Source organism: Nocardioides sp. (genome assembly GCF_036405735.1).
Classification (GTDB): domain Bacteria; phylum Actinomycetota; class Actinomycetes; order Propionibacteriales; family Nocardioidaceae; genus Nocardioides.
On sequence record NZ_DASWXC010000037.1, the window covers coordinates 14,996 to 37,780 of the forward strand.

At 66.7% G+C, this 22,785-nt stretch carries 23 protein-coding genes; 12 read left to right on the top strand and 11 right to left on the bottom strand.

All coding sequences use genetic code 11. The features are described 5' to 3' along the window. The 6 genes from VGE38_RS05440 to VGE38_RS05465 are packed head-to-tail and all read left to right on the top strand — an operon-like array spanning position 1 to position 6,021. Entirely contained in the window at positions 1-798 is a 798-nt protein-coding gene (locus tag VGE38_RS05440) for a WecB/TagA/CpsF family glycosyltransferase (protein WP_331141518.1), read from the top strand. Then, positions 788-2,245: a phosphotransferase gene (locus VGE38_RS05445; protein ID WP_331141519.1), complete on the top strand. Its 1,458-nt coding sequence runs from the start codon at positions 788-790 to the stop codon at positions 2,243-2,245. The genes VGE38_RS05440 and VGE38_RS05445 overlap by 11 nt, the downstream gene beginning before the upstream one ends. Before the next feature lie 5 nt (positions 2,246-2,250). Next, positions 2,251-3,120 carry a glycosyltransferase family 2 protein gene (locus tag VGE38_RS05450; RefSeq protein WP_331141520.1) on the top strand — a complete coding sequence of 290 codons (870 nt, stop codon included), beginning with the start codon at positions 2,251-2,253 and terminating at the stop codon, positions 3,118-3,120. Between the two features lie 38 nt (positions 3,121-3,158). Next, positions 3,159-4,328, top strand: a complete 1,170-nt coding sequence (locus tag VGE38_RS05455; RefSeq protein WP_331141521.1) for a glycosyltransferase — start codon at positions 3,159-3,161, stop codon at positions 4,326-4,328. Positions 4,329-4,330: 2 nt separating this feature from the next. Continuing rightward, entirely contained in the window at positions 4,331-5,206 is an 876-nt protein-coding gene (locus tag VGE38_RS05460; RefSeq protein ID WP_331141522.1) for a hypothetical protein, read from the top strand. After that, the gene (locus tag VGE38_RS05465) at positions 5,203-6,021 is read left to right on the top strand and encodes a hypothetical protein (protein ID WP_331141523.1); all 819 of its coding nucleotides are present in this window, start codon (positions 5,203-5,205) and stop codon (positions 6,019-6,021) included. The genes VGE38_RS05460 and VGE38_RS05465 overlap by 4 nt, the downstream gene beginning before the upstream one ends. Positions 6,022-6,124: 103 nt before the next feature. Here the strand turns inward: VGE38_RS05465 and VGE38_RS05470 are convergent, their stop codons facing one another. The 4 genes from VGE38_RS05470 to VGE38_RS05485 all read right to left on the bottom strand — a co-directional run bounded on the left by VGE38_RS05470 (position 6,125) and on the right by VGE38_RS05485 (position 10,165). Continuing rightward, the gene (locus VGE38_RS05470; protein ID WP_331141524.1) at positions 6,125-6,700 is read right to left on the bottom strand and encodes an acyltransferase; all 576 of its coding nucleotides are present in this window, start codon (positions 6,698-6,700) and stop codon (positions 6,125-6,127) included. Further along, positions 6,685-7,506, bottom strand: a complete 822-nt coding sequence (locus VGE38_RS05475; RefSeq protein WP_331141525.1) for a glycosyltransferase — start codon at positions 7,504-7,506, stop codon at positions 6,685-6,687. Before VGE38_RS05475 ends, VGE38_RS05470 begins: the two co-directional genes overlap by 16 nt. Positions 7,507-7,509: 3 nt before the next feature. Then, a complete protein-coding gene (locus VGE38_RS05480; RefSeq protein WP_331141526.1) occupies positions 7,510-8,736 on the bottom strand; it encodes an O-antigen ligase family protein in 1,227 nt (408 codons plus the stop codon). A gap of 166 nt (positions 8,737-8,902) precedes the next feature. Continuing rightward, entirely contained in the window at positions 8,903-10,165 is a 1,263-nt protein-coding gene (locus tag VGE38_RS05485) for a lipopolysaccharide biosynthesis protein (protein WP_331141527.1), read from the bottom strand. Between the two features lie 281 nt (positions 10,166-10,446). Here VGE38_RS05485 and gmd point away from each other — a divergent pair, with 281 nt between their 5' ends. From gmd to VGE38_RS05500, 3 genes are read left to right on the top strand one after another with little or no spacing between them, the layout of a single operon-like run. Then, positions 10,447-11,478, top strand: coding sequence for a GDP-mannose 4,6-dehydratase (gene gmd / locus VGE38_RS05490; RefSeq protein WP_331141528.1), 1,032 nt, complete (start codon positions 10,447-10,449; stop codon positions 11,476-11,478). Beyond that, on the top strand, positions 11,475-12,443 hold the full coding sequence (locus tag VGE38_RS05495) for a GDP-L-fucose synthase family protein (protein WP_331141529.1): 969 nt from the start codon (positions 11,475-11,477) through the stop codon (positions 12,441-12,443). Before gmd ends, VGE38_RS05495 begins: the two co-directional genes overlap by 4 nt. 10 nt (positions 12,444-12,453) lie before the next feature. After that, positions 12,454-12,741, top strand: a complete 288-nt coding sequence (locus VGE38_RS05500) for a Dabb family protein (RefSeq protein ID WP_331141530.1) — start codon at positions 12,454-12,456, stop codon at positions 12,739-12,741. On the opposite strand, the gene ppnP is transcribed toward VGE38_RS05500, so the two are convergent. From ppnP to cysD, 5 genes are all read right to left on the bottom strand, one after another. Continuing rightward, the gene (gene ppnP, locus VGE38_RS05505; RefSeq protein ID WP_331141531.1) at positions 12,732-13,046 is read right to left on the bottom strand and encodes a pyrimidine/purine nucleoside phosphorylase; all 315 of its coding nucleotides are present in this window, start codon (positions 13,044-13,046) and stop codon (positions 12,732-12,734) included. The genes VGE38_RS05500 and ppnP overlap by 10 nt on opposite strands. 65 nt (positions 13,047-13,111) lie before the next feature. After that, positions 13,112-13,330 (bottom strand): elongation factor 1-alpha C-terminal domain-related protein, encoded by a 219-nt coding sequence (locus VGE38_RS05510; RefSeq protein WP_331141532.1) that lies wholly within the window; start codon positions 13,328-13,330, stop codon positions 13,112-13,114. 149 nt (positions 13,331-13,479) lie between these two features. Beyond that, complete coding sequence (locus tag VGE38_RS05515) at positions 13,480-14,817, bottom strand: Fic family protein (protein WP_331141533.1); 1,338 nt, start codon at positions 14,815-14,817, stop codon at positions 13,480-13,482. Positions 14,818-15,024: 207 nt separating this feature from the next. Beyond that, complete coding sequence (gene cysN / locus VGE38_RS05520; RefSeq protein WP_331141534.1) at positions 15,025-16,293, bottom strand: sulfate adenylyltransferase subunit CysN; 1,269 nt, start codon at positions 16,291-16,293, stop codon at positions 15,025-15,027. After that, complete coding sequence (gene cysD / locus VGE38_RS05525) at positions 16,293-17,207, bottom strand: sulfate adenylyltransferase subunit CysD (protein ID WP_331141535.1); 915 nt, start codon at positions 17,205-17,207, stop codon at positions 16,293-16,295. The genes cysN and cysD overlap by 1 nt, the downstream gene beginning before the upstream one ends. 99 nt (positions 17,208-17,306) lie before the next feature. Here cysD and VGE38_RS05530 point away from each other — a divergent pair, with 99 nt between their 5' ends. Further along, the gene (locus VGE38_RS05530; protein WP_331141536.1) at positions 17,307-18,473 is read left to right on the top strand and encodes a nucleotide sugar dehydrogenase; all 1,167 of its coding nucleotides are present in this window, start codon (positions 17,307-17,309) and stop codon (positions 18,471-18,473) included. A gap of 207 nt (positions 18,474-18,680) precedes the next feature. Here VGE38_RS05530 and VGE38_RS05535 read toward each other — a convergent pair whose 3' ends face one another. Next, the gene (locus VGE38_RS05535; RefSeq protein WP_331141537.1) at positions 18,681-19,652 is read right to left on the bottom strand and encodes a sulfite exporter TauE/SafE family protein; all 972 of its coding nucleotides are present in this window, start codon (positions 19,650-19,652) and stop codon (positions 18,681-18,683) included. 90 nt (positions 19,653-19,742) lie between these two features. After that, on the bottom strand, positions 19,743-21,383 hold the full coding sequence (cysC, locus tag VGE38_RS05540) for an adenylyl-sulfate kinase (RefSeq protein ID WP_331141538.1): 1,641 nt from the start codon (positions 21,381-21,383) through the stop codon (positions 19,743-19,745). Between the two features lie 24 nt (positions 21,384-21,407). On the opposite strand from cysC, the gene VGE38_RS05545 reads away from it, so the two are divergent. Both VGE38_RS05545 and VGE38_RS05550 read left to right on the top strand, forming a co-directional pair. Beyond that, positions 21,408-22,349: an asparaginase gene (locus tag VGE38_RS05545; protein WP_331141539.1), complete on the top strand. Its 942-nt coding sequence runs from the start codon at positions 21,408-21,410 to the stop codon at positions 22,347-22,349. Beyond that, positions 22,349-22,612, top strand: coding sequence for a hypothetical protein (locus VGE38_RS05550; RefSeq protein ID WP_331141540.1), 264 nt, complete (start codon positions 22,349-22,351; stop codon positions 22,610-22,612). The genes VGE38_RS05545 and VGE38_RS05550 overlap by 1 nt, the downstream gene beginning before the upstream one ends. Positions 22,613-22,785 lie beyond the last annotated feature (173 nt).

The following is a 22,785-nucleotide window of genomic DNA, read 5'->3' on the forward strand; positions in this document are numbered from 1 at the left end:
GTGGCGCGTGACCCCGAGCCCTTATCGCCGGTAGGTGGCGTGGAGACGGTCGCCTTCGCCCAGGTGCCCGTGGTGGCTACCGACCGAGTCGAGGCTGCTCGTCGGCTCATCGCGTGGCTGGGTGGACGGCGAGGTGCGTCGCACGTGCACCTTGTCAACGCCTACTCAATCGCCTTGGCCAGCACGGACCCGGCGCTATCGGCCGTCTTCGCGTCCGGCGTGTGCCTGCCCGATGGTAAGCCGCTCGGCTGGATTGCACGATGGCTGCGGGGTGTGCCGACGTTCCGCCAGGTACGAGGGCCTCAGCTCTTCCTCGATGTTATGGACGGCGGCCGTGACGTGGGATTGCGACACTTCCTGCTCGGCTCGACGGAGGAGACACTGCAACGGCTGCGGACGGAGCTGGAGCGGAGATATCCCGGCGTAGAGATCGTCGGCACCCACAGCCCACCGTTTCGCCCCCTGACCGACGAGGATTTCGTCGCCCAAGACAGCCACGTGCTGACGGCAGCACCCACCGTCGTATGGGTCGGCCTCGGCACGCCGAAGCAGGACTTCGAGGCGCTTCGCATCGCTCGGGACCTTGGACTTCCGGCGGTCGCCGTTGGAGCCGCCTTCGACTTCACTGCTGGCGTCATCGAGCCGGCACCGGAGTGGATGTCGGCGTGCGGACTGGAATGGTTCTACCGGCTGATCCGCGAACCGCGACGACTTTGGAGGCGGTACCTATTCGGGAATCTGCGGTTCCTATGGGTAGCAATGCGGCCGTCTTCGAAACGGTTCCCGCATGACGACTAAGCGCAGCGACCGCCGCAGTGCACGACCCGCCAAACCAGTTCGCGCGGCTCAGAGGGTGTTGGTCGTCGGGCCCGATGGCACGGGTAAGACGACGTTGCTGCACCTGGTCGAGGCCGAGCTGAGGCGGCAGGGGTTGACCACACGTCGGGTTCACTTCAACCCCTCACAGCCGGCTGACGGAGCCCGAGTAGTGGGGACGCCCCAAGAGCAGGCGCCCCGACAGACCATCGGCCAGGTCCTGAGCGTGCTCGCGCGCTTTGCGCTGTATCTTCGTGCCCGACTCGGCCCTGGCGGTCTACTGCGCACCGACGTCGACTTTCTCTTTCAGGAGCGAGGCTGGCTCGATCAAGTCGTCGATCCGGCTCGCTATCGCATGCGTCCAGGCGTCGCGGTGCGTCTCGTTCGAGTTCTGGCCCGCTTCGCGCCACCCCGCTACGACCTGGTGGTGACCTGCGTGGGAGATCCATCGACGATCCATGCTCGCAAGCCGGAGCTGGGGGTGAGCGAGGTTCAGCGCCAGATTGGAGTCTGGGCTCGGCTGACCGGAGTACGGACGGGCTGCGAGATCGACACTACGCAACTCAATGCTGATGCCGCCGCAGCGGTCGTCCTCAGCAGGGTCGCGGCCCTTCGCGCGGATGTCCTCACCCGGCGGTCGGTTCGGCTGGTGCCCGCGCCCCGTCGCCTGGAACTGCGCGCAACGCCGGGTGCTCAGCGTGCGGCAGGCAATCTCTATCGACCCGAGCGGCCTCTTGGCCGCCTGTCGAGGATTCTGATGCGTCGCATCGTCTGGTGGCGTGGTGTGAGCAAGGATGACCCCCTTGCCGTCCTGATGCGGCTGCTGTGCCGAGAGGACATAGTGCAGTTCGACAGAGTTGCCTCGATCCGATCCCATGGTCGCGAGAGGCTGGTCGCCGCCCTCGAGAACGCAGGTACCGAGGTCGCATATGCCAAGTTCGCGTGGGGAGCCGATCACGGTAGCCTCGGTCATGAGCTCCGTGGCATGCGTCGGGCCGAGGACCTCGAGGGCTTCGTCGTCCCTGAAGTGCTCGCCTATCTCGACAGCGGCGAGACCGAGCTGCTGGTGCTTCGCAGCTATCCGCACGTCGCCGGTCAGCGGTTGGAAGCCAGTGACGTAGTCGCGATGGCGGTGGCGCTGGCTAGGGCCGACGGGGGCCATGGGCTCACACACGGTGACCTCGCGCCATGGAACGTCCTCATGAGCAAACCCCCGGTCATCCTTGACTGGGAGAGGTGGGATGCGGAGTTCCGCCCCTATGCGGATATCGGTTACTGCCTGGGCGAGATGGTCCGCCTTGGGATCGTCTCGAGCGCCGACGCCGTGGCGGCGGTCGCGGCGTATGCGCAGACGTGTTCATTGCCGCCGCCGGATCCCGATGACATGCCGGAGGCGCTCCGGCTCTGCCTCAACACAGAAGGCGCCTGACACGTATGACTACCGTCTCCATCCTCACCCCGAGCTACAACTATGCGCAGTTCTTGCGCGCGGCCTTGGCCTCGGTATCGGCCCAAGAGACGTGCGAATCGGTCGAGCATGTCGTCTCCGACGGCGCATCGTCCGACGGTACCCGCGATCTGCTGCGCTCCTTCCAGAGTCGACACCGCTTGGTCTGGTCATCGAGTCCGGACCGCGGTCAGAGCGACGCGTTGAACCGAGCGTTGGAGGCGTCATCGGGTGACATCATCGGCTGGCTCAATGCCGACGACGTCTACCTCCCCGGTGCCATCCAGACCGTGACTGACTACTTCTCCGCACATCCGGACGTCGGGGTCGTATTCGGCGATGTCGTCATGATTCACGAGGACGGCGCGGTGGCCAGGCTGATCGCGCTGTACGATCGCCCTCGCCTGCCGCTCCGCTGGCGTGGGTGCATGCTGCAGAGCACTGCGACATTCTTCCGTCGCGACGTCCTCGGTGACGCACCGTGGGACGTCCAGCTGCGAACGGTGATGGACTGGGACGTCTTTCTCGGACTCCAGGGGTCCGGCGTTGCCTTCGCTCACCTTGCGCGACCTTTGGCCGGCTTCCGCCTTCACTCAGCCCAGGTCACCCATGGACTCGATTCTCGGTCGACGGACGAACACCGCATCGTTCGGGCGCGCCACCGTAACGCGGCTCATACTGCCGCTCTTGCACGACCCATTGGCGACGCTATCCATGGCCTGAAAAAGGTCCGCGCCGGTAGTTACCGACGCGAAGGTGCAGCCCGCGCACTGGCATCACTGCCATTGGTCGCTGGGGACGGCAGCGTCGATGAAACCACGTGGCGCAAGGTGCTCGACCTCTATCGAGCGCGCTAACCAGGCACTGCGTTGAGATCAAAGAGGGAAGTAATCTAGTGCGCGTCCTGTTATCCGCCTACGCCTGCGACCCTGTCGAAGGAAGCGAGCCGGGGGTGGGCTGGGCGGTTCTCCAGGGTGCCCGTTCGTGGTCCGGTGAAGTCACCCTCGTCACGCGCACCAACAACGTCGCCGCGATTGAGGGGGCCCTCGGTCCGACGTCGGGCGTACGGGTCATCGGGCTCGACCTCCCATCCTGGCTCATGCGGCTTAAGCACATGCTGCCCTGGGGGCACACGCTCTACTACGCGTTGTGGCAGCTCAGACTCGCACACTTCCTGTCCACCAGGCTCCGGCATGAGGCGTTCGATGTCGTTCACCACGTGACCTTTGCGAGCGACTGGCTCCCGGCGGGTGTGCTGCGGCTACCGGGCACTGCGATGAAGGTGTGGGGTCCGGTCGGAGGAGCGAGCGTCTGCCCCGTGCGTCTCTATCCCTACCTGGGGGCGCGCGGAGTATGTACCGAGATTCTTCGCCGGTTCACCGGGGGGCTCGGTCGCTGGCTGCTGGGTCGGCGAAACGCCCGGGTGTCTGACCGGGTTGTCGCACAGAACCCGGACGTCGCAGGATACTTCTCGAGCGTCGCCGTGCGCATGTTCGTCGAGCCCAATGCCTTCATCCCGTACTCACTGGTCGCCCCGTCAAGCCACGCGAGCACCGAACCTGGAATCATTGTGGGTGTCGGGCGACTGATGCCGTGGAAGGGTTGGGCGCTCGCCCTTCGTAGCCTGACACATCTGCCGTCCCACTATCGCTTGCGCCTCTACGGTCGTGGACCCGACGAGGCGCGCCTTCGTCGGCTCGTCGAGCGGCTCGGGATCGACGGGCGGGTGGAGTTCATGGGTCATGTGCCACGCGCAGAGGTTGTGCAGGCAGTTTGCTCCGCTGAGGTGATCGTCTTTCCCAGTTTCCACGACTCAGCCCCGGGAGTCGTCGGCGAGGCAATCGCTCTTGGCAAACCCCTGGTGACGCTCGATCTTGCGGGTGCGGGATACATGGCCAAGCTGGCCGGAGTCGAGCCTGTTCCCCACCGCGGCGGCGAGCTCGCTCGGCGATTCGCTGACGCGATCCGCGCGCCAGCAAGCCCGACCGATCACGCTCGATTCAACTCGGAGCGAGTTCGGGCACTCGTCGGCGAGTGGTACGGCATTGGGCAGACAGGGGCATGATCATGGGAACCACCGATACCCGACTGGCGCGACGACTACTGGAGTCCCTCGACGCTCTCGAGGTCGACTATGCCGTGCTCCATAGTGCGGCGCGCGTCGCGGAATTGCAGACGATCAGCGACATCGACCTGCTCGTCGACGACGAGCCGGCGAACGTGATCCGCCGGTTGAAGGTCGCGGTCGACAGCTGCGAACTGGCCCACGTCCTGACCTGGCGGTACGACACCGGTGCGCTCACGACGTTCTGGATGACGCCCGGCCTCGCTGACGGGGTCCAACTGGATCTGATTCGGGACCCCGAGGGCTCGGGTAGGTATGGCGTGCGAACCGTGGATCTGGCCGATGCGTTCCGCATTGATGCGCCGTGGCCGCGACACCTAACGGAGCGTGGCACGGCTCACTATCTCTTCGCTAAGCGACTGGTGAAGGGAGACGTGCGTCGTTGGGAGGAAGCAGCGCACATCCTGCGCACGGGTGGTGGGATCGACCTGGCCCTGTTCGCCCCGCGCCGGCAGCGGGTGTACCGCCGGGCATACGAGGGCCGGTTTCCGGGGCGCGCGTTTCGCGTGCAGGTACTGGCTCGCCAGCGGCTGTCACACAACGGCACCCGCCGGCTGGTCCGGCGTACCGGTGAGGTCGTCGAGGTGTCCGGGCGCCTCGATCAAGAGGCCCGAAGGTTCCTCGAAGAGCGCGTACGGCCGGTCGTCCCGCAGATCGTGTTCCTCAGGCGCCGCCCCGGCGCCCTGCGCAGGTGGTCGCTGACCCGGCGCCCAAGGATCGTCGTGGTGGAAGTCGGGGGACCGTCGATGTCGGGTGCTACGGCGGCCCGGCAGATCTGGGAGGCGCTACGAGCACGGGCATACGAGGAGTCCCCATGACTGAGGTGAGCGTCGTGTTCGTCGGCTTGGCCCGTGACTGCGAGGTCTCGGCGGCAGCGTTCGTCGAGGCGTTGGCTGGCCTTTCCGCGCAGGGCGGCCGGGTGAGCGCCGTCATCGGAGAGAATGGCTCGACCGACCGGACGCGCGAAATCCTTACGAGGTCGCCGCTGGTGCGGGTTGTCGATACGGGCGCGATGACGGACGCGGGCCCGCGTTTGCGCCGAATGGCCGTCGGGCGACAGTTGCTGCAGAAGGCCGTCGCGAACGAGCCAGCGAACTTGGTTGCGGTCATCGACATCGATGAGCGCTTCTTGGACGATGTGACCCTCGAGCAGATCGATGACGCCGCGGCGCGCCTGGCGACGGGCGAGGTGTATGCGGTGGGCGCCACGTCGCGGCCGGCCTATTACGACCTGTTGGCCTATCGGGGCCCGGAGGGTGACTTCGCAGGGCTTGATCGCCGTATCGACGAGCAACGTCGCCGACCACTTCGCTACTACCGCTTGTTCCGTGAAGAGATCTATCCCGCCCAGCGCAGGCTTACCCGTCATGAGGACATGATGTGCCGGTCCTCTTTCAACGGGCTGGCCTTCTACCGCGCTGAAGACTTCCGGTTGGGCTCCTATCTCTCTGAGGCGTATGACGAGTGCGAGCACGTCCCCTTCCACGCGTCCCTCGCTTCGGCAACCGGTCGTGGAGCGATGGTGATCGCCGGAACTCTCATCCTCCGGATGCCTCGTGAGCACGGTCCGCGCGGCGTGTTCGGCTTCTTCTGGCAGCGGATAGTTCGGCAGACTAAGCAGCGCTTCCTCTGACGGGCGGCCCGACTCGGCATCCGCCAGCGCGCTGACCGCCATAGGTCGTCGCGGTGCCCGTCGGGTCGTTACCTGGAAGTGGACCGCGGCCGAGTCGCGCGGATTACCACCACCACGACTTGCGCCGCGCGGGCGCGAGACGGTACCGAAGATCGGCCGTGCGATCGCCGATCCAGCGGGCCGGAACCCCGCCAACAAGAACACGGGGCGGAACGTCCTTGGTGACGACCGACCCGGCTGCTATCACCGCTCCTTCGCCTATCCGGACTCCCGGAAGAATAGTGACACGTTCGCTTATCCATACCCGATCGCCCACCACCACCGGAGCCTCTATCTGTTTGAAGTCCGCGTCGTTCCAGTCATGCTGCGCCGTCCAGATATGTACCTGGGATGAAATGTTCACATCGCAGCCAATAGTCAAGTTCCCGCGCGCATCCAATATCGCCCGCTCGCCAACACTCGTACGTGCGCCTACGCGGAGCTTGCGGGCTCCGCGGATCTGAAACCCATGGTAAAGCGTAGCGGTGGGATCAATTCTTGCACCCCACTGGCGCGCGACCAACAGCCGTACGCGGTGCCACGGCGAAAAGCTCGCTGCGTGGAGGGACACAAGTTCGAGATTGCCTGCGCGCGAACGCAGCCAATTGACAATGAATCCAGAGCTCACAGCAACTGCCACCTTGCGTCCTGAGGCGAATACGCGAAGAGGGGCGGTCTCCAATGTCGGCGCAACTTGTCCGGAAGCTTCCAGCGAACGCGCTCGGGCAGCATGAGAAATCGATCGACAAAGCGCAGGCGGCCAGCGATCGAATCGATTTCTTCCAAGTATTCGTCCATGGCGGAGCTCAGATGATTGCCGTGGTACCTGAATCCGCCGAGCGCGACTTGCGCGACATGGAGCTCGAAGTGTTGGTTGATGCGATGCCACAGATAAAAGTCGCCGGCGAGGCGAAACGTGGCGAGCTGGGCTAGATCGACCGTCCGCATGGCTGCTGCGGACCAGAAAGTGGACTCTTGCTGGATTCCGGGCAGCCCGCGCCAGTAATAGCCGCGCTCGAGGAACGAACGCCGGTAACGGAACGGAAGTCGAGACGAGACAATCTCGCCGGATTCGGAATAGAAGAGCTGGAGTCCACAGACCCAGTCGATCCCTCCGTGGTTGAAGACATCAGCGAGCCGGAGGAGCGCCCGCGGCTGGAGCATGTCGCCCGCGTTCAAGTAGAAGAAGACATCGCCATGAACGGCCCTGAAACCCTTGGCGAGAGCGTCGTACATGCCAGCATCCGGTACCGAGGCGACCCGCACGCGACCGCGCCCTGAGGCCAGCGCGGCCGCGACCGTCTCGTCAGTGGACGCTCCGTCCTGGACGATGTAGTCGATCTCGACCCGTCCGTCATCGAGACCCTCCTGGGACACGATGCTCTTAACCGTGTCGGTGATAAGGCTTTCGCCATTCCAGACAGGGGTAACGATCGCGAAGCGCATGAGTCATGCCTTTCGGTAGGCGAGCGTGATGGTGGCGATGACGAGGATCACTGTTCGGGGGTCGATGCCGACGAACTGCACTGGCACTTCGGTAATTGCCGTAACCAACACCAGGGCCGCCAGTCCAGGAAGCGGTCTTCTGCTCGTGCGCACCCAAGTAAGCAAAGCCCACGCGTGCATCGCGAGGTAGGTGAACACGACTCCCGCCAGCAGCGCCCCGCTGACCATCAAGGTGTCCAGGAGTTGGTTGTGAGCATGGAAGGCAAAGTTCGGAAAGCCGTCGATCCGAGCCTGTATCCCTTGCCAGTAGAACAGCCCGTGTCCTCTGAGAGGCGACGCCGTCCAGTGAGCCCGTGCGTTGTTCCAGATCTCCTGTCGCCCCATTGAGTTGATGAAGTGGGGGGTCATGAGGACAGGAAGAGCGACGATTGCGAGCAGTCCGAATGCGAGCCCGCGGCGCGCGAGCGATCCGAAGGGCCCACGGACTGCCCAGATCAGTAGCAGGATCGCGGCCGCGAGCAAGGCTGTGCGTGACCCCGCGGCAAAAGAAGTGAGACCAAGAACTGTGAGACCTAGACGTCGGTAAGGGACCCGGAAGGAGAGGCCGACAGCGAGGAGGGCGCTGGTCCAGTACGCTAATTCATTAGGGTGACTGAAGACTCCTGTCAGTCGCTCGCCCGAGACCAAGGCAAGTCGGTCCTGGGTCCCGGTGCTGACCCAGGCCAGGCCGGGTGCAAGCCCGGCCACAGCCCACGATGCGACGACGCTGATTAGCCCCCAGTTCCAGAATGTGCGGACAGCCAGTGTTGCTGGAGGGGGCGCCAGCAGGAGTCCGAGGACGGCAAGGCACAGCACCAGTACCGATCGGTTGAGCTGGTGGGTCGCAGAGTAGTTAAGTGCCAGCGCAAGCAGCGCGCCGACGATGATCAGCACCGTCGACCGCTGGGGACGGTGCCAGCCGTGCAGCTGCAGCACCACGCAACGTGCGAGCACAAGTGTTGCGATGGCTCCGTCGAGGACGAAGCCAAGCTGGCTGGATAGGGGTACCGACCCTGCTTGCGCCAACACTTGGACGTCGTAGATGTGACTCCCGTGGGCGACGGTGGCAATGAAGACCGGGAGCGTGCCACGCAGGACGGTCAATACGAGCAGCGCCCGCCAGAGCTGGTGGCCCTGCGGGTGATCGGTCGGCAGGACGACGCCGGCTGTGGTGACGGTTGCCGTGGTCACGTCGGCTCGACAGCGCAAGCCAAGCGCTCGGTGTCGGCGCTCAGTCGACCAGGCGCAGACATCCAGGGGCGAAGGAGGCGAATCACTGGCGCAATTGTAGAGGGCTTGACCGCTTGGCGATTCCCGAATCCTGGAATGGCGCAGGGCCGCGGGCGCGCCGCCGCGACTAGGGCAGCGTCGGACCGGTTGGGCGGGGCTGCTTTCGCATGAAGCGCCACCACAGGATCGACGCGTGGAACGCGACAAGGGAGACGACGGAAGCCCATACCGGTCCTGAGACACCCCAGGAGTGAGCAAGCACCAGGCTGAGTGGCACGTTGGCCACGGCCATAGCCGTGGTAGTCCATACCTGGAACCGAAGTGATGCATCATCTGTCAACGCCGCCGCAGGGACGAGCTGAACCGCGATCGCCACCAAGAGGGCACCCATCGCGACGAGCAGTTCACGGCTGTGGCGGAACTCCTCTCCGGCCCAGTGTCGTATGACAAAGGGGCCGCAACTCGCCAGGCCGACGGCGATGACTACTGCGAGCGTCACAAGAAGGACGACCCCCCGCCACGGAATGCGATGTGACTGTGCCGCTGCGCGGGCAGTCGCGAAGTGGGTCCAGAGGACGGGATAGCCGGCTGTTACGACGGTCAACCCAAGCGAGTAGAGCTTGAAGGTCACAGCATAGTCCGCTGTAGCTGCCGGACCCAGGACCGACGAGAGGATGATCGGGTGGGTTGAGTACGACACGGAAAGCATGACGCTCACCAGAGCGATCGGCCATGAGCTTGTCCACATCCGACGAACCGTTACTAGTTCCCTGTCGCTTGGGGTGACGTCTCTTGGACCGTCTGGGAGAGCTCGGTGCAGTGCACGTGATGCGAAAAGAAGCGCAGGCAGACTTGTGAGAGCGGCCGTAACGAGGAAATAGCGGATTCCTCGGTCGAGGGCTACCCCGATCGCGACGGTGCCTAGCAACCAGGCAGAGCCGAGGATCGGAAGTCGCGCGACTAGGGCGGACCGACCGACCCCCTCCAGCGCGCGGAGCGGGACTGTGGCACACAGCAGTACAACCGCGGGAACCAAGTAAAGAAGGACGACCGCGGGGGACGCGCCGGGAACGACGACTGCCCAAGGCACGAACGGAGCCGCTACTCCCAATCCTGCGACGAGAGCGACGACGATGGCCAGCATCATCCGCCACGTGGCGCGCAGTGAAGCGCGCAGCGCCAAGGCGTCGCCAGTGGCGACGGATTGGGCAACGTACGTACGTGCGGAGACGGCGAGGCCTTGGTCCGCGAAAACGAAGAAGGCTGATAGTGAAACGACGGCGGCATAGACGCCGTACTGGTGCCGTCCCAGTCCTGAGACTAGTAGCGGTATGGTGGCGAACCCCAAGATGGCCGTGACGGCGCGAGCCGCGAGGCTGCTGGCTGTCACTGCAAGCACACGCCTTCGGAGCCCGCTTGGGCCTTGTGTCACGGCTATTGGCTCCCTGGTCCGGACAGTGATACGCGGGCCGTGCCGAGGCCGCGGGTCGGCGACGAGCCTAGTGGAGCCCCGGACCGGCGGGACCCAGATGCTGGAGAGTCAGGTCACACTTGCTGAAGTCCGTGCGTCGACAAAGGGATCCTGCGAGACTCGATTGCGGAAGAAGCTCATCCGCACGGATCCTGCGGCGGACACGGCAGCGCCATGGGGACGAAGAAGACTGGGGACTAATGACTAAGAAGGCGCTCATCACTGGCATCACTGGCCAGGATGGTTCCTATTTGGCGGAGCTGCTGCTCCAGAAGGGCTACGAGGTCCACGGGTTGATTCGCCGGGCATCGACGTTCAACACGCACCGGATCGACCACCTGTATGTCGACCCGCACGACCCCGACGCCAAGCTCTTTCTGCACTACGGTGACCTCTCGGACGGCGCCCGGCTGGTGACGTTGCTCGCTACGATCAAGCCGGACGAGGTCTACAACCTTGCGGCGCAGTCGCACGTCCGGGTGTCGTTCGACGAGCCTGAGCACACTGCCGATACGACCGGCACTGGCACCATCCGGTTACTCGAGGCGGTGCGGCTCTCCGGCATCCACTGCCGCTATTACCAGGCCTCGACGTCAGAACTCTATGGTGCGACCCCGCCGCCTCAGAGCGAGGAGACCCCGTTTTACCCTCGCTCTCCCTACGCCGCGGCGAAGCTCTACAGCTACTGGATCACGAAGAACTACCGCGAGGCTTACGACATGTTCGCGGTCAATGGCATCCTCTTCAACCATGAGTCGCCTCGCCGCGGCGAAACGTTCGTGACTCGCAAGATCACGCGGGCCGCTGCGGCCATTGCTGCAGGCAAACAGGAACACCTCTACATGGGAAACATCGACTCGATCCGGGACTGGGGCTACGCAGCTGAGTATGTCGAGGGGATGTGGCGGATGCTCCAGGTGGACGAGCCGGAGGATTTCGTCCTCGCTACCGGTCTGGGCATCACTGTCCGTGACTTCTTGGAGATCGCCTTCACCGAGGTCGGCCTCAACTGGGAGGACCACGTTCGCTTCGACGAGCGCTATCTGCGTCCGACCGAGGTCGACGCCCTCATCGGTGATCCGACGAAGGCGGAGAAGAAGCTGGGCTGGAAGGCCACGATCGACGGCCGCGCCTTGGCGAAGCTGATGGTCGAGGCCGATGTCGAGGCGCTGAAACACGAAGGCCGCCCCTGGATCGACCAGGTGGACCTCCCGAGCTGGACGACAGCATGACGGGATACGAGTTCACGCTCGATAAGGACGCGCCCTTCTATGTGGCCGGCCATCGGGGACTCGTGGGGGGCGCCATCTGGCGCGCCCTAGAGCAGCGCGGGCACACAAACCTGGTGGGCCGCACCTCCGCGGAGCTCGACCTGAAGGACCGCGGAGCCGTCTTCGACTTCATGTCAGAAGAGCGCCCGGCGTACCTCGTGCTGGCGGCCGCGAAGGTCGGCGGGATCATGGCCAACAACACCTACCCGCACGAGTTCCTGTCGGAGAATCTGCAGATCCAGACGAACGTTATGGACGCCGCCTTGGAGTACGGCGTCGAGCGGCTCCTCTTCCTCGGCTCGTCGTGCATCTACCCGAAGTTCGCGGAGCAACCGATCCGCGAGGACTCTCTACTGACCGGACACCTGGAGCCCACGAATGACGCCTACGCGATCGCCAAGATCGCGGGAATCATGCAGGTCCAGGCAACGCGGCGGCAGTACGACAGGGCGTGGATCTCCGCCATGCCGACGAATCTCTACGGGCCAGGTGACAACTTCTCCCCGACCGGCTCTCATGTGCTGCCAGCCCTGATCCGGCGCTACGACGAGGCGCTGCAGTCAGGCGCCAAGAGCGTTGCCAACTGGGGCACCGGGACACCTCGCCGAGAGTTCCTCCACGTCGATGACATGGCCGACGCGTGCCTCTATCTGATGGAGCACTACGACGGGCCGCAGCAGGTGAACGTCGGCACAGGCAAGGACGCCACGATCAAGGAGATCGCTGGCTACGTAGCCGAAGCGGTCGGCTACGAGGGCAAGGTCGAATGGGACTCGACGAAGCCGGACGGCACGCCGCAGAAGTTGCTCGATGTCACCCGGCTCAACGAGCTCGGCTGGCATGCCTCGATCAGTCTGCGCGAGGGGATCAAGTCGACGGTCGACTGGTTCCGCGAGCAGCACGGACGCGTCCGCGAAGCCAACTGATCGGCCGGGCGTGGTCCTTGAGCACACGGTCTTGTTCCGGCTCTGGCCCGGTGCCGACCCAGATGAGGCGATCGACGTAATCGACCGCGCTCGCCCCGACGATCCCGGTGTGTTGAGCTGGCGGGTAAGTCGGTCGGTCGACGACCGCAAGGGCATTGTGCTGCTCGAGCGCGCGATCTTCGCCGACCGGTCGACGTTCGAGCGCTTTCTCGAGACTCCGGCGCACAGGTCGGCCGGTCGCTATATGGCGCAGTGCTCAGACTGGCTTGTAGCCGACGTGGAGCTCGGTCAGCCGTAGTGGCAGACGTAGTCCATGAGTTCCACGACCTCGATGTCGAAGCTTGAGTCGCCTGCGACGTCGAAGGAGTCGCCGGCGGCGTACTCGCTCCACTCCTTGCTCCCCGCGAGCCGGACGCGGCAGCGCCCGGCCTGGACCTCCATGCGCTCCGGCGCGGCCGTGGTGAAGACGAGCTGCGACGGGAAGATAACGCCGGCGCTCTTGCGGGTGCCGTCGGCCAGCGTGAAGGAGTGGCTGACGCACTTGCCGTCGAAGTAGACGTTGGCCATCGGGGCGAGCGTGACGCCGGCGTATTCGGAGGTCATGCGCGGAGTGTAGAAAGGGCCGCGAGCATCTCGCTCGCGGCCCCTTCCAGGTGAGACAGAGATCGTCAGCTGGCGCTGTTGATCATGCCCGCGTCGACGGTGACGCCGGTGGCCTCGTCGATCAGCACGAACGAACCCGTGGTGCGGTTCTTGGAGTAAGGGTCGCACGGCAGCGGCACCGTGGTGCGCAGCTGGACGCGTCCGATCTCGTTGAGGCCCAGCTCGTTGGTGTCCTGGTCGCGGTGCAGGGTGTTGACGTCCAGGCGGTACTGGATGCCCTTCATCAGCGCCCGGCCGGTGCTGGTGGTGTGCTGATCGCGAGCTTCTGGCGCGGCCTGGGCTGGTCATGCGAGAGGACGACGCTGGTGGCGCGGACTGTTGCATCAACTTCAAAGGTTGACGGAGGTTGAAGTTCGTTTGAAGTTGCCGAGAGCTAGGCGTCGACAAGACGAGCAGGCAAGTCCTCCGGCGCTGTCCAGGCGTGCTGACGGCCGAGCTTGTGCCAGGTCAGCAACCCCTGACGCTCGAGATCGCGGAGGTCGTTACGGGCGGCCTGTTCGGAGACACGGTGACTGCGTGCGTGGCTGGCCGCCGTGTAGTCCTGACCCGGATTCTTCACCGCGTGCTCTAGCAACGCGACCTGTCGATGGTTCAGTCCCACCGGGCCGGCTGCGGCCCGCCTGCGGAACTCGTTCAGCTCGGCCGCCTTGGCTGCCAAGTAGGCGTGAAGATCATTGATCGCGCGACTGATGACTTTGACGTTGTAGATGAAGAAATGGGTGAGGTCACCCTCGTCGTACTCGGAGTGGAGGTAGGCCTGCGCGTACTGGGAAGGCGCCTGTTTAAGGATACGGCTGATGGTCAGGAACTCCGCGAGCCAGTAACCGTTGTGGAGCAGCGTCCAGTAGAAGAGTGCCCGGGCGGTGCGGCCGTTACCGTCCTCGAAGTAGTGATCGAAGCCCATCATGAAATGCACGGTGATGGCGCGCAACACCGGCGGCATGAAGCCGTCCGGGGTCTGACCGTTGGCGAAGTCGCACAGCGCCTCCATGCGCTGCGGCAGTTCGGCGACGGGAGGAGGCTGGTGGAGCAACTGCTGGCCGTCACCCCAAACGGCTACTCGGTCAGCGTCGTCATCCTGGATTTTCCCGGCGCTGAGAGGGTCATCCAAGGTGCCGTCGGTGACGATGCGGTGGATCTCGCAGATCAACGCGGGGGTCAGCGGCTCCTCCTTCAGATCGACGATCCGCTGCATCGCATGGAAGTTGTTGAAGATCATCCGCTCACCGCGGTCGCGCGGGTCGCGTCCGCTGCGAATCATCTCCTTCGCGACGCGCCGGCTCGTCGCTGCGCCCTCGAGCTGGCTCGACGTGATGGCCTCTTCGATCAGAGAGTTGACGACGTAACGATCACGGGTCGTTGCGTTCGTGACCTGTTCGCTGATTGTGATGCTGCCGCTTGCATGGCGGTTGATGAAGTCCACGCCCTCGAGTACTTCGTCGGCGAGGACATAGGAGAACGGTTGGTGCCTGAGATCGATGAGCGTCGGTAGCATCTTGCGCGCCGCTTGGCGGGCCACCTTGGTCGCGAGCCACCACTCCTCCGGCGTCAGGTCGCCCGGAGGCTCCTTGTGACGGAGCTTGTCCCATGCGAGGTAAGGGCCACCCGAGACCTCGGGAAGCGCCTGAAACACCGCGGCCAACCGATCGTTTCGCCGGGCGGCATCCAACAGTGTCGACGTCGCAGGTGGCGGAAGTGGGGTCTTCACCATGGAACTCCAACTTCAAGCGAATGTGTAAGTTGGGGTTCAGTGTAACTTCAAACATTGAAGAAGGTTGAAGTTCGTTTTGGTTGGAGCCTCAGTGCCCGACCGGGTCGCGGGGTGCCTGCCGGCTCTGGTGCACTACTTGCCCCAACCAACGAAAGCGAAGGGCCGCGAGCGTCTCGCTCGCGGCCCTTCCAGGTGAGACAGAGGGCGTCAACTGGCGCTGTTGATCATGCCGGCGCCGACGGTGACGCCGGTGGCCTCGTCGATCAGCACGAACGAACCCGTGGTGCGGTTCTTGGAGTAGGGGTCGCACAGCAGCGGCACCGTGGTACGCAGCTGGACGCGTCCGATCTCGTTGAGGCCGAGCTCGTTGGTGTCCTGGTCGCGGTGCAGGGTGTTGACGTCCAGGCGGTACTGGATGTCCTTCACCAGCGCCCGGCCGGTGCGGGTGGTGTGCTTGATCGCGAGCTTCTGGCGCGGCCGCAGCGGCTGCGTCGTCATCCAGCAGATCATCGCGTCGATGTCCTGGCTCGGCGTGGGGGCGTTCTTGACCCGGGCGATCATGTCGCCGCGGGAGACGTCCACGTCGTCCTCGAGCCGCACCGTCACCGACATCGGCGGGAACGCCTCGGAGAGCTCGCGGTCGAACAGGTCGATGCCGGCGATCTTGGAGGTCATGCCGGACGGCAGCACGACGACCTCGTCACCCGGCTTCAGCACGCCGCCGGCGATCTGGCCGGCGTACCCGCGGTAGTCGTGGTGCTCGTCGGACTTGGGCCGGATGACGTACTGCACCGGCAGGCGCACGTCGACCAGGTCGCGGTCGGACGCGACGTGGACGTGCTCGAGGTGGTGCATCAGCGTCGGGCCGGAGTACCACGGCATGTTCGTGGAGCGCTCGACGACGTTGTCGCCCTGCAGCGCCGAGATCGGGATGACCTCCAGGTCCGGGACGTTCAGCTTCGTCGCGAACTGCGTGAACTCCGAGGTGATCTGCTCGTAGATCTTCTGGTCGAAGTCGACGAGGTCCATCTTGTTGATCGCCAGCACCAGGTGCGGCACCCGCAGCAGCGAGAGGAGTACGGCGTGGCGCCGCGACTGCTCGGTGAGGCCGTGACGAGCGTCGACGAGCACCAGGCCGAGGTCGGCGGTCGAGGCACCGGTGACCATGTTGCGGGTGTACTGCACGTGGCCCGGGGTGTCGGCGATGATGAACTTCCGCTTCGGCGTCGCGAAGTAGCGGTAGGCGACGTCGATCGTGATGCCCTGCTCGCGCTCGGAGCGCAGACCGTCGGTCAGCAGCGACAGGTCGGTGTAGTCGTGACCCTTGCTCTGCGACGTCGCCTCGACGGCGGCGAGCTGGTCCTCGAAGATCGCCTTGCTGTCGAGCAGCAGCCGACCGATGAGGGTCGACTTGCCGTCATCCACGGAGCCGGCGGTGGCGAAGCGAAGCAGGTCCATCTTGGTCTCGTTGGCCATCAGAAGTAGCCCTCCTTCTTCCGGTCCTCCATGGCCGCTTCGGAGAAGCGGTCGTCACCCCGGGTCGCGCCGCGCTCGGTCACCCGGGCGGTCGCCACCTCGGCGATGATCTCGTCGATGGTGCTGGCGGTGCTCTCCACGCAGCCGGTCAGGGTCAGGTCGCCCACGGTGCGGAACCGCACCGTGCGCTCCTCGGCCACCTCGCCGGGGCGGCACGGGTTGAACTCCGACTCGGTCAGCAGCATGCCGTCGCGCTCGAAGACGCGGCGCTGGTGCGAGAAGTAGATCGAGGGGATCTCGATGCCTTCCCGGCCGATGTAGTCCCAGATGTCCAGCTCGGTCCAGTTGGAGATCGGGAAGATGCGCATGTGCTCGCCCTCGTGGAGCCGGCCGTTGTAGAGGCTCCACAGCTCGGGGCGCTGGTTCTTCGGGTCCCACTGGCCGAACTCGTCGCGGTGGGAGTAGACGCGCTCCTTGGCGCGGGCCTTCTCCTCGTCGCGCCGGCCGCCACCGAAGGCGGCGGTGAAGCCACCCTCCTCCAGGGCGTTGAGCAGGGTGCCGATCTGCAGCCGGTTGCGGCTGGTCTTGCCGTCGTCGACGACGATGCCGTCCTTGATGGCCTGCTCGACGCTCGCGACGACGAGCCGCACGCCGAGCCGGTCGACCCAGTTGTCGCGGGTGGCGAGCACCTCGGGGAAGTCGTAGCCGGTGTCCACCTGGAGCACCGGGAACGGGATCTTCGCCGGGTAGAACGCCTTCTCGGCCAGGCGCAGCATCACGATGCTGTCCTTGCCGCCGGAAAACATCAGGACCGGCTTCTCGAACTCGGCGGCGACCTCACGGAAGATGTGGATCGACTCCGCCTCCAGCTGGTCGAGCTGGCTCAGCCGGTAGTCGGGGTGGGTCTGGGTCATGGGTCTCTTTCCGTGGCAGAGGGCAGCCCTCATCGTAGACGCGCCGACCAGTGACGCCGAACCACGTCCACCCCGCGTCCGGCGCCGTACCCTGCCGGTGTGAAGATCGCAGTGGTAGGCATGGGGTACGTCGGGCTCTCCAACGCCGTCGTGCTCGCCCAGCACCACGACGTCGTGCTGCTCGACATCGACGCCGGCCGGGTCGCCGCCGTCAACCGGCACGAGTCGCCGATCGAGGACCCCGAGCTGGAGGAGTACCTCCGCGAGCGGCCGCTGCGGCTCGGCGCCACCCTCGACCAGGCCGAGGCGTACGCCGGCGCCGACTTCGTCCTCGTCGCGACCCCCACGAACTACGACGAGCGGACCAACTACTTCGACACCTCCACCGTCGAGGCGGTGATCGCCGACGTCCTGCGGCTCGCGCCGGCCGCCACCGTGGTGATCAAGTCCACCGTGCCGGTCGGGTTCACCCGGCGGATGCGGGAGCGGCACCCCGACGCGTCGCTGTTCTTCTCCCCGGAGTTCCTCCGGGAGGGCCGCGCGCTCCACGACAACCTGCACCCCTCCCGGATCGTGATCGGCGCCGTGACCGAGGAGGCCAAGCGGTTCGCCGACCTGCTCGTCGAGGGCGCCGTCGACAAGGACGTGCCGGTGCTGTTCACCGGCTCCACCGAGGCCGAGGCGATCAAGCTGTTCGCCAACACCTACCTCGCGCTGCGGGTGGCCTACTTCAACGAGCTCGACACCTACGCCGCGATGCTCGGCCTCGACACCGGCCAGATCATCCAGGGCGTGGGGCTCGACCCGCGGATCGGCACGCACTACAACAACCCGTCCTTCGGGTACGGCGGCTACTGCCTCCCCAAGGACACCAAGCAGCTGCAGGCCAACTACCGCAACGTGCCGCAGAACCTCATCAGCGCGATCGTCGAGGCCAACACCACCCGCAAGGACTTCATCGCCGAGGACGTGCTCCGCCGCCGGCCCACCACGGTCGGCATCTACCGCCTCATCATGAAGGCGGGTTCGGACAACTTCCGCGAGTCGAGCATCCAGGGCGTGATGAAGCGGATCAAGGCCAAGGGCGTCGAGGTCGTCGTCTACGAGCCGGCGCTCACCGAGGACCGGTTCTTCAACTCCGAGGTCGTCCGCGACCTCGAGGAGTTCAAGCGGCGCTCCGACGTCATCATCGCCAACCGCCGCACCGACGTGCTCGCCGACGTCGCCGAGAAGGTCTACACCCGCGACATCTACGGCCGCGACTAGGCCCTTCCAGCCCTTCCGGAGCGGTCTATACCGGTCGGTAACCGGACGGCCACAGTCGACCCTCAGCCGGGACCACGGTCCCAGGACGGTCCTAGCCTGCCCAGATGGGGATGATCAGAAAGTGGCGACGGACCATTCGATGTCGGCGGAAGTACGGCGACCGCTGCCCGCACCTGGAGCGGCACAACCGCCGGCGCTACGTGCCGGTCAAGCCCGTCGCGACTGCTCCGGATCAGGCACCGGCTCCTGCGGCTGACTCTCGGCCACCCGCCACGCCCCCGAGTTGACGTCGAAGGCCGGCAGGCCGTGGCGCTGGCGCACCCAGCCCCAGGCCAGCGGGCCGAGCAGCAGCAGGCCGGCACCGATGATGCCGACCCACGTCGGCGAGACGCCGAGCATCTTCAGGCCGGTCAGCGTGAGCACGATGACGATGCCGCGCCGGATCACCGACTGACTCACCCAGGCCGCGGCGCGCGCACCGAGGAAGGTGCCCGGCGTACCGCCCAGGATGAGCGGGATGAGGACCGACCAGTCGACGCCCGTGGTCACGACGTGGCCGATCGCGGCGGCGATCACGAGCGGGACTGCCTGCACCAGGTCGGTGCCGACCAGCTTGAGCGCCGAGAGCGTCGGGTAGAGCAGCAGCAGCGCCACCATGATCAGCGAGCCGGAGCCGACGCTGGTGATGCCGACCAGCAGGCCGCCGATCGCCCCGACCGCGATGGTCGGCAGCGCCCGGACGGCGGTGACCTCCGAGGTCGTGACGTTGCCGCTGACGACCAGCCGCAGCTGCAGGTACATCCGCAGGGTGTAGCTGGCCGCCGCCAGCAGCAGCGCGACGCCGATCGCGTAGGTCAGAAACTCCTCGGCGTCGTCGCCCCCGACCTCCTGCACGATGAAGCCGCCCGCGAGCGCGAACGGGACCGATCCTAGGATCAGGTACCCGGCGAGGCGGAGGTTCGGCTGGCCGCGTCGCCAATGGACGCCGGCGCCAACGGTCTTGTTGACGCTGGCGGCCACCAAGTCGTTGGCGACCGCCGCCGACGGGTTGATGCCGAGGAAGATCAGCGCCGGTGTCATCAGGGCGCCACCACCCATGCCGGTCAGACCGACGACGATGCCGACGCCGAAGCTGACGATCAGCACGGACAGCGCGTCGACGGAGAAGAGCTCGTGCACCCCTGCGCTCTCTTCCTTGGTTGGTTAAGTCGATGGCTTCAGTTGAGTTGCCGCGTCGACCCTACCTGCTCGCGTCCGTGACCCAGCGATTCACGACCGCCGGGTGAGCGCCGGGACGACCACACCGAGCAGCTCGGTGATGAGGTCAGCGGCCGCCTGGGCGGCCTCCGGTCCGCGGCGGTAGGGGTCGGCCACGTCGTTGTCGGCGCTGCCGCGGGTCTCCGCGAGCCGCCGCAGCAGCTCCTCGCGCGGCAGGCTGTCCGGACCGATCCGCTCGATCGCCGCGGCGGCCTGGCCCAGCGTGAAGACCTTGCGGAACAGGCCCGGGAAGTCGTCGAGGATGAAGCTGCGATGGCTCGCCTCGGCGGTGAGCACCAGGTCGGCCTCGTCGAGCAGCTGCCGCGTCAGCGGGCGGCTACGGAACGCGGCGCCGTCGATGCCAGCGGCCAGCAGCGGCACCATCGCCTCGTCCATCTCGCGGTCGGTGAAGCCGCGGGTGCCGGCGCTCTCGAACACGATGTCGGCGTTCTCGCCCGCCAGCCGGCGGGCGGTGAGCTCCATGAAGGGGCTCCGGGAGATGTTGGCCGTGCAGACGAAGAGGACGCGGAGTGGTCGGGGGGTCTCGACGACGCCCTCGCCTAGCGGCTCGGGCTGCTCGACCAGCGGGGAGGCGGGCTCGGGCTGCTCGACCAGCGGGGTGGGCTGCGGGGTGGGCCCGAGGCCCAGGTCGAGCCCGCGCCGCTCCAGGCCACGCAGCACGTCGGCCAGCGCGTCGTCGATGGTGCGGCCGGTGGTGTCGACCACCACGTCGGCGTCCTGCGGGGTCTCGTAGGGCGAGGAGATGCCGGTGAACTCGGGAATCTCGCCGGCTCGGGCCTTGGCGTAGAGCCCCTTCCGGTCCCGCCGCTCGCACTCCTCCAGCGGGGTCGCCACGTGCACCAGGAAGAACGCCCCGCCGGCCTCGTCGACGTAGTGCCGCACCTGCTGCCGGGTCTCATCGAAGGGCGCGATCGGGCTGCACACCGCCACCCCGCCGTGGCGGGCGATCTCCGCGGCCACCCACCCGATCCGGCGGATGTTGGTCTCCCGGTCCGCCTTGGAGAAGCTCAGCCCGGCCGAGAGGTTGCGGCGCACCACGTCGCCGTCCAGGCTCGTGACGGTCCGCTCGCCGGCCTCCAGGACGCGGTCCATCAGCGCGCGGGCCAGCGTCGACTTGCCGCTCCCGGACAGCCCGGTGAAGAAGACGACGACGCCCTGCTCGCTCGGGTCGGAGCCGGCCAGCACCACCGGCGGTGCGACCACCGGGTCGCCGTACGCCGCCAGGACGCGGGGCGTCCGCGGGTCGTTGGCCGCGATCGGGATGGCGACGACGGCACTGTTCTCGGCCAACGCGGCGCGCAGCACCGCCGGGCGGTCCACGATGCCGCCGACCAGGACGGCCGTGAAGCCGTCCGGGTGCTGTGCCCGCGCCTCGGCCGGGGTGAGGTAGAGGCGGCGGAAGGGCCCGTACGCCGGCCGCGTCAGCGCCGTCACCTCGCGGCCCGGCCAGGTGACCGACGCCAGGGGCAGGCCCTCGGGGTCGACCAGCTCCACGGACCCGGCCGCGGTGGCCTGCTCGGCCACGTCGGCGGGCAGCTCCAGGTCGAGCGGACCCGGGAGCGCTCCGGAGGCGATCAGCTCCAGGTCGTCGAGCTCGCGGGCGGAGGGGCAGAACTGCGGGACGCCGGGCACGGCGGCCATCTTAGGCTTGCGGACATGTCAGCCCCCGTGCCCGTCGCCGAGATCGTCCGCTCCGGGTTCGTGGAGGGCCGGCACCACGGCTCGGTGGTCGCGCTCGACCCGGACGGGTCGGTGGCCTGGTCGGTCGGGTCGGTCGAGGAGCCGGTGCTGCCGCGCTCGTGCAACAAGCCGCTCCAAGCGGTCGCCATGGTGGAGCTCGGGCTCGACCTCCCCGGCCGGCTGCTCGCGCTGGCCAGCGCGTCGCACTCCGGCGAGCCGTTTCACCTCGACGGGGTGCGGGAGATGCTGGCGCTGGGTGACCTCGACGAGTCCGCGCTGCAGTGCCCCGAGGACTGGCCGCTCGTCGACGCCGTCCGCGACGAGCTGGTCCGCTCCGGAGGCGCCCGGAGCCGGCTCGCGATGAACTGCTCCGGCAAGCACGCCGCGATGCTGCTCACCTGTCGCGCCAACGGCTGGGACCTCGACTCCTATCTCTCGCCCGAGCACCCGGTCCAGGCGGCGATCCTCGAGCGGTTCGCCCAGCTCACCGGCGAGCCGGTCGGAACCGTCGCCATCGACGGCTGCGGCGCCCCGCTGCTGGCCACCTCGCTGACCGGGCTGGCGCGTGCGTTCCAGCGGCTGGCGCTCGCCACCACGGGCGCCGAGCGACGGGTCGCCGACGCGATCCGGTCGCATCCGGCGTACGTCTCGGGGAGCACGCGCGACGAGCTCGCCCTCCTCACCGCGCTGCCCGGCGCGATCGGGAAGGCCGGGGCGGAGGCGGTGTACGCCGTCGCGCTGCCCGACGGCCGCTCGTTCGCGCTGAAGATCGACGACGGCGGCACGCGGGCACGACCGGTGGTGATGGCGGCGGCGCTGCGGCGGGCGGGCATCCGCTCCGACGCCGTCGACGCGACCGGTCGCCACATCCTCACCGGTGGCGGCCAGCCGGTCGGCGAGATCCGGGCGCTGCTCTGATGCCGACCTTCGACGTCTTCCCCGCGGCCTGGCCGGGCGTGTGGCTGGCCGCCGCACTGCTGTGCGCCTACGCCGCCGGGCGCTGGGGCCGGTGGGCGGCGCTGCCGCTGGCCGGCTTCTGCCTGCTGTGGCTGTTCAACAACAGCCTCGCCGAGGGCGGGACGCTGGTGGAGCTGTCGGCCAACCACGGGCTGAACACCACCGACCTCGTCGGCGTCGTCGGCCTGGCCGTCGCCGGGTGGGTGCTGCTCCGCGGCCGGTGAGTGGTCTCGACGCGTCTCGGCTTCGCCTCGCCGGCTCGACCACCGGAGGCTCGCCGGCTCGACCACCGGAGGCTCGCGGCTCGACCACCGGAGCCTTTCCGCGGCTCGACCACCGAGCCGGCGTACTCCTGTGACCGGCCCCACCTGACAATTGCTTGCAATTGTTAGCGCCT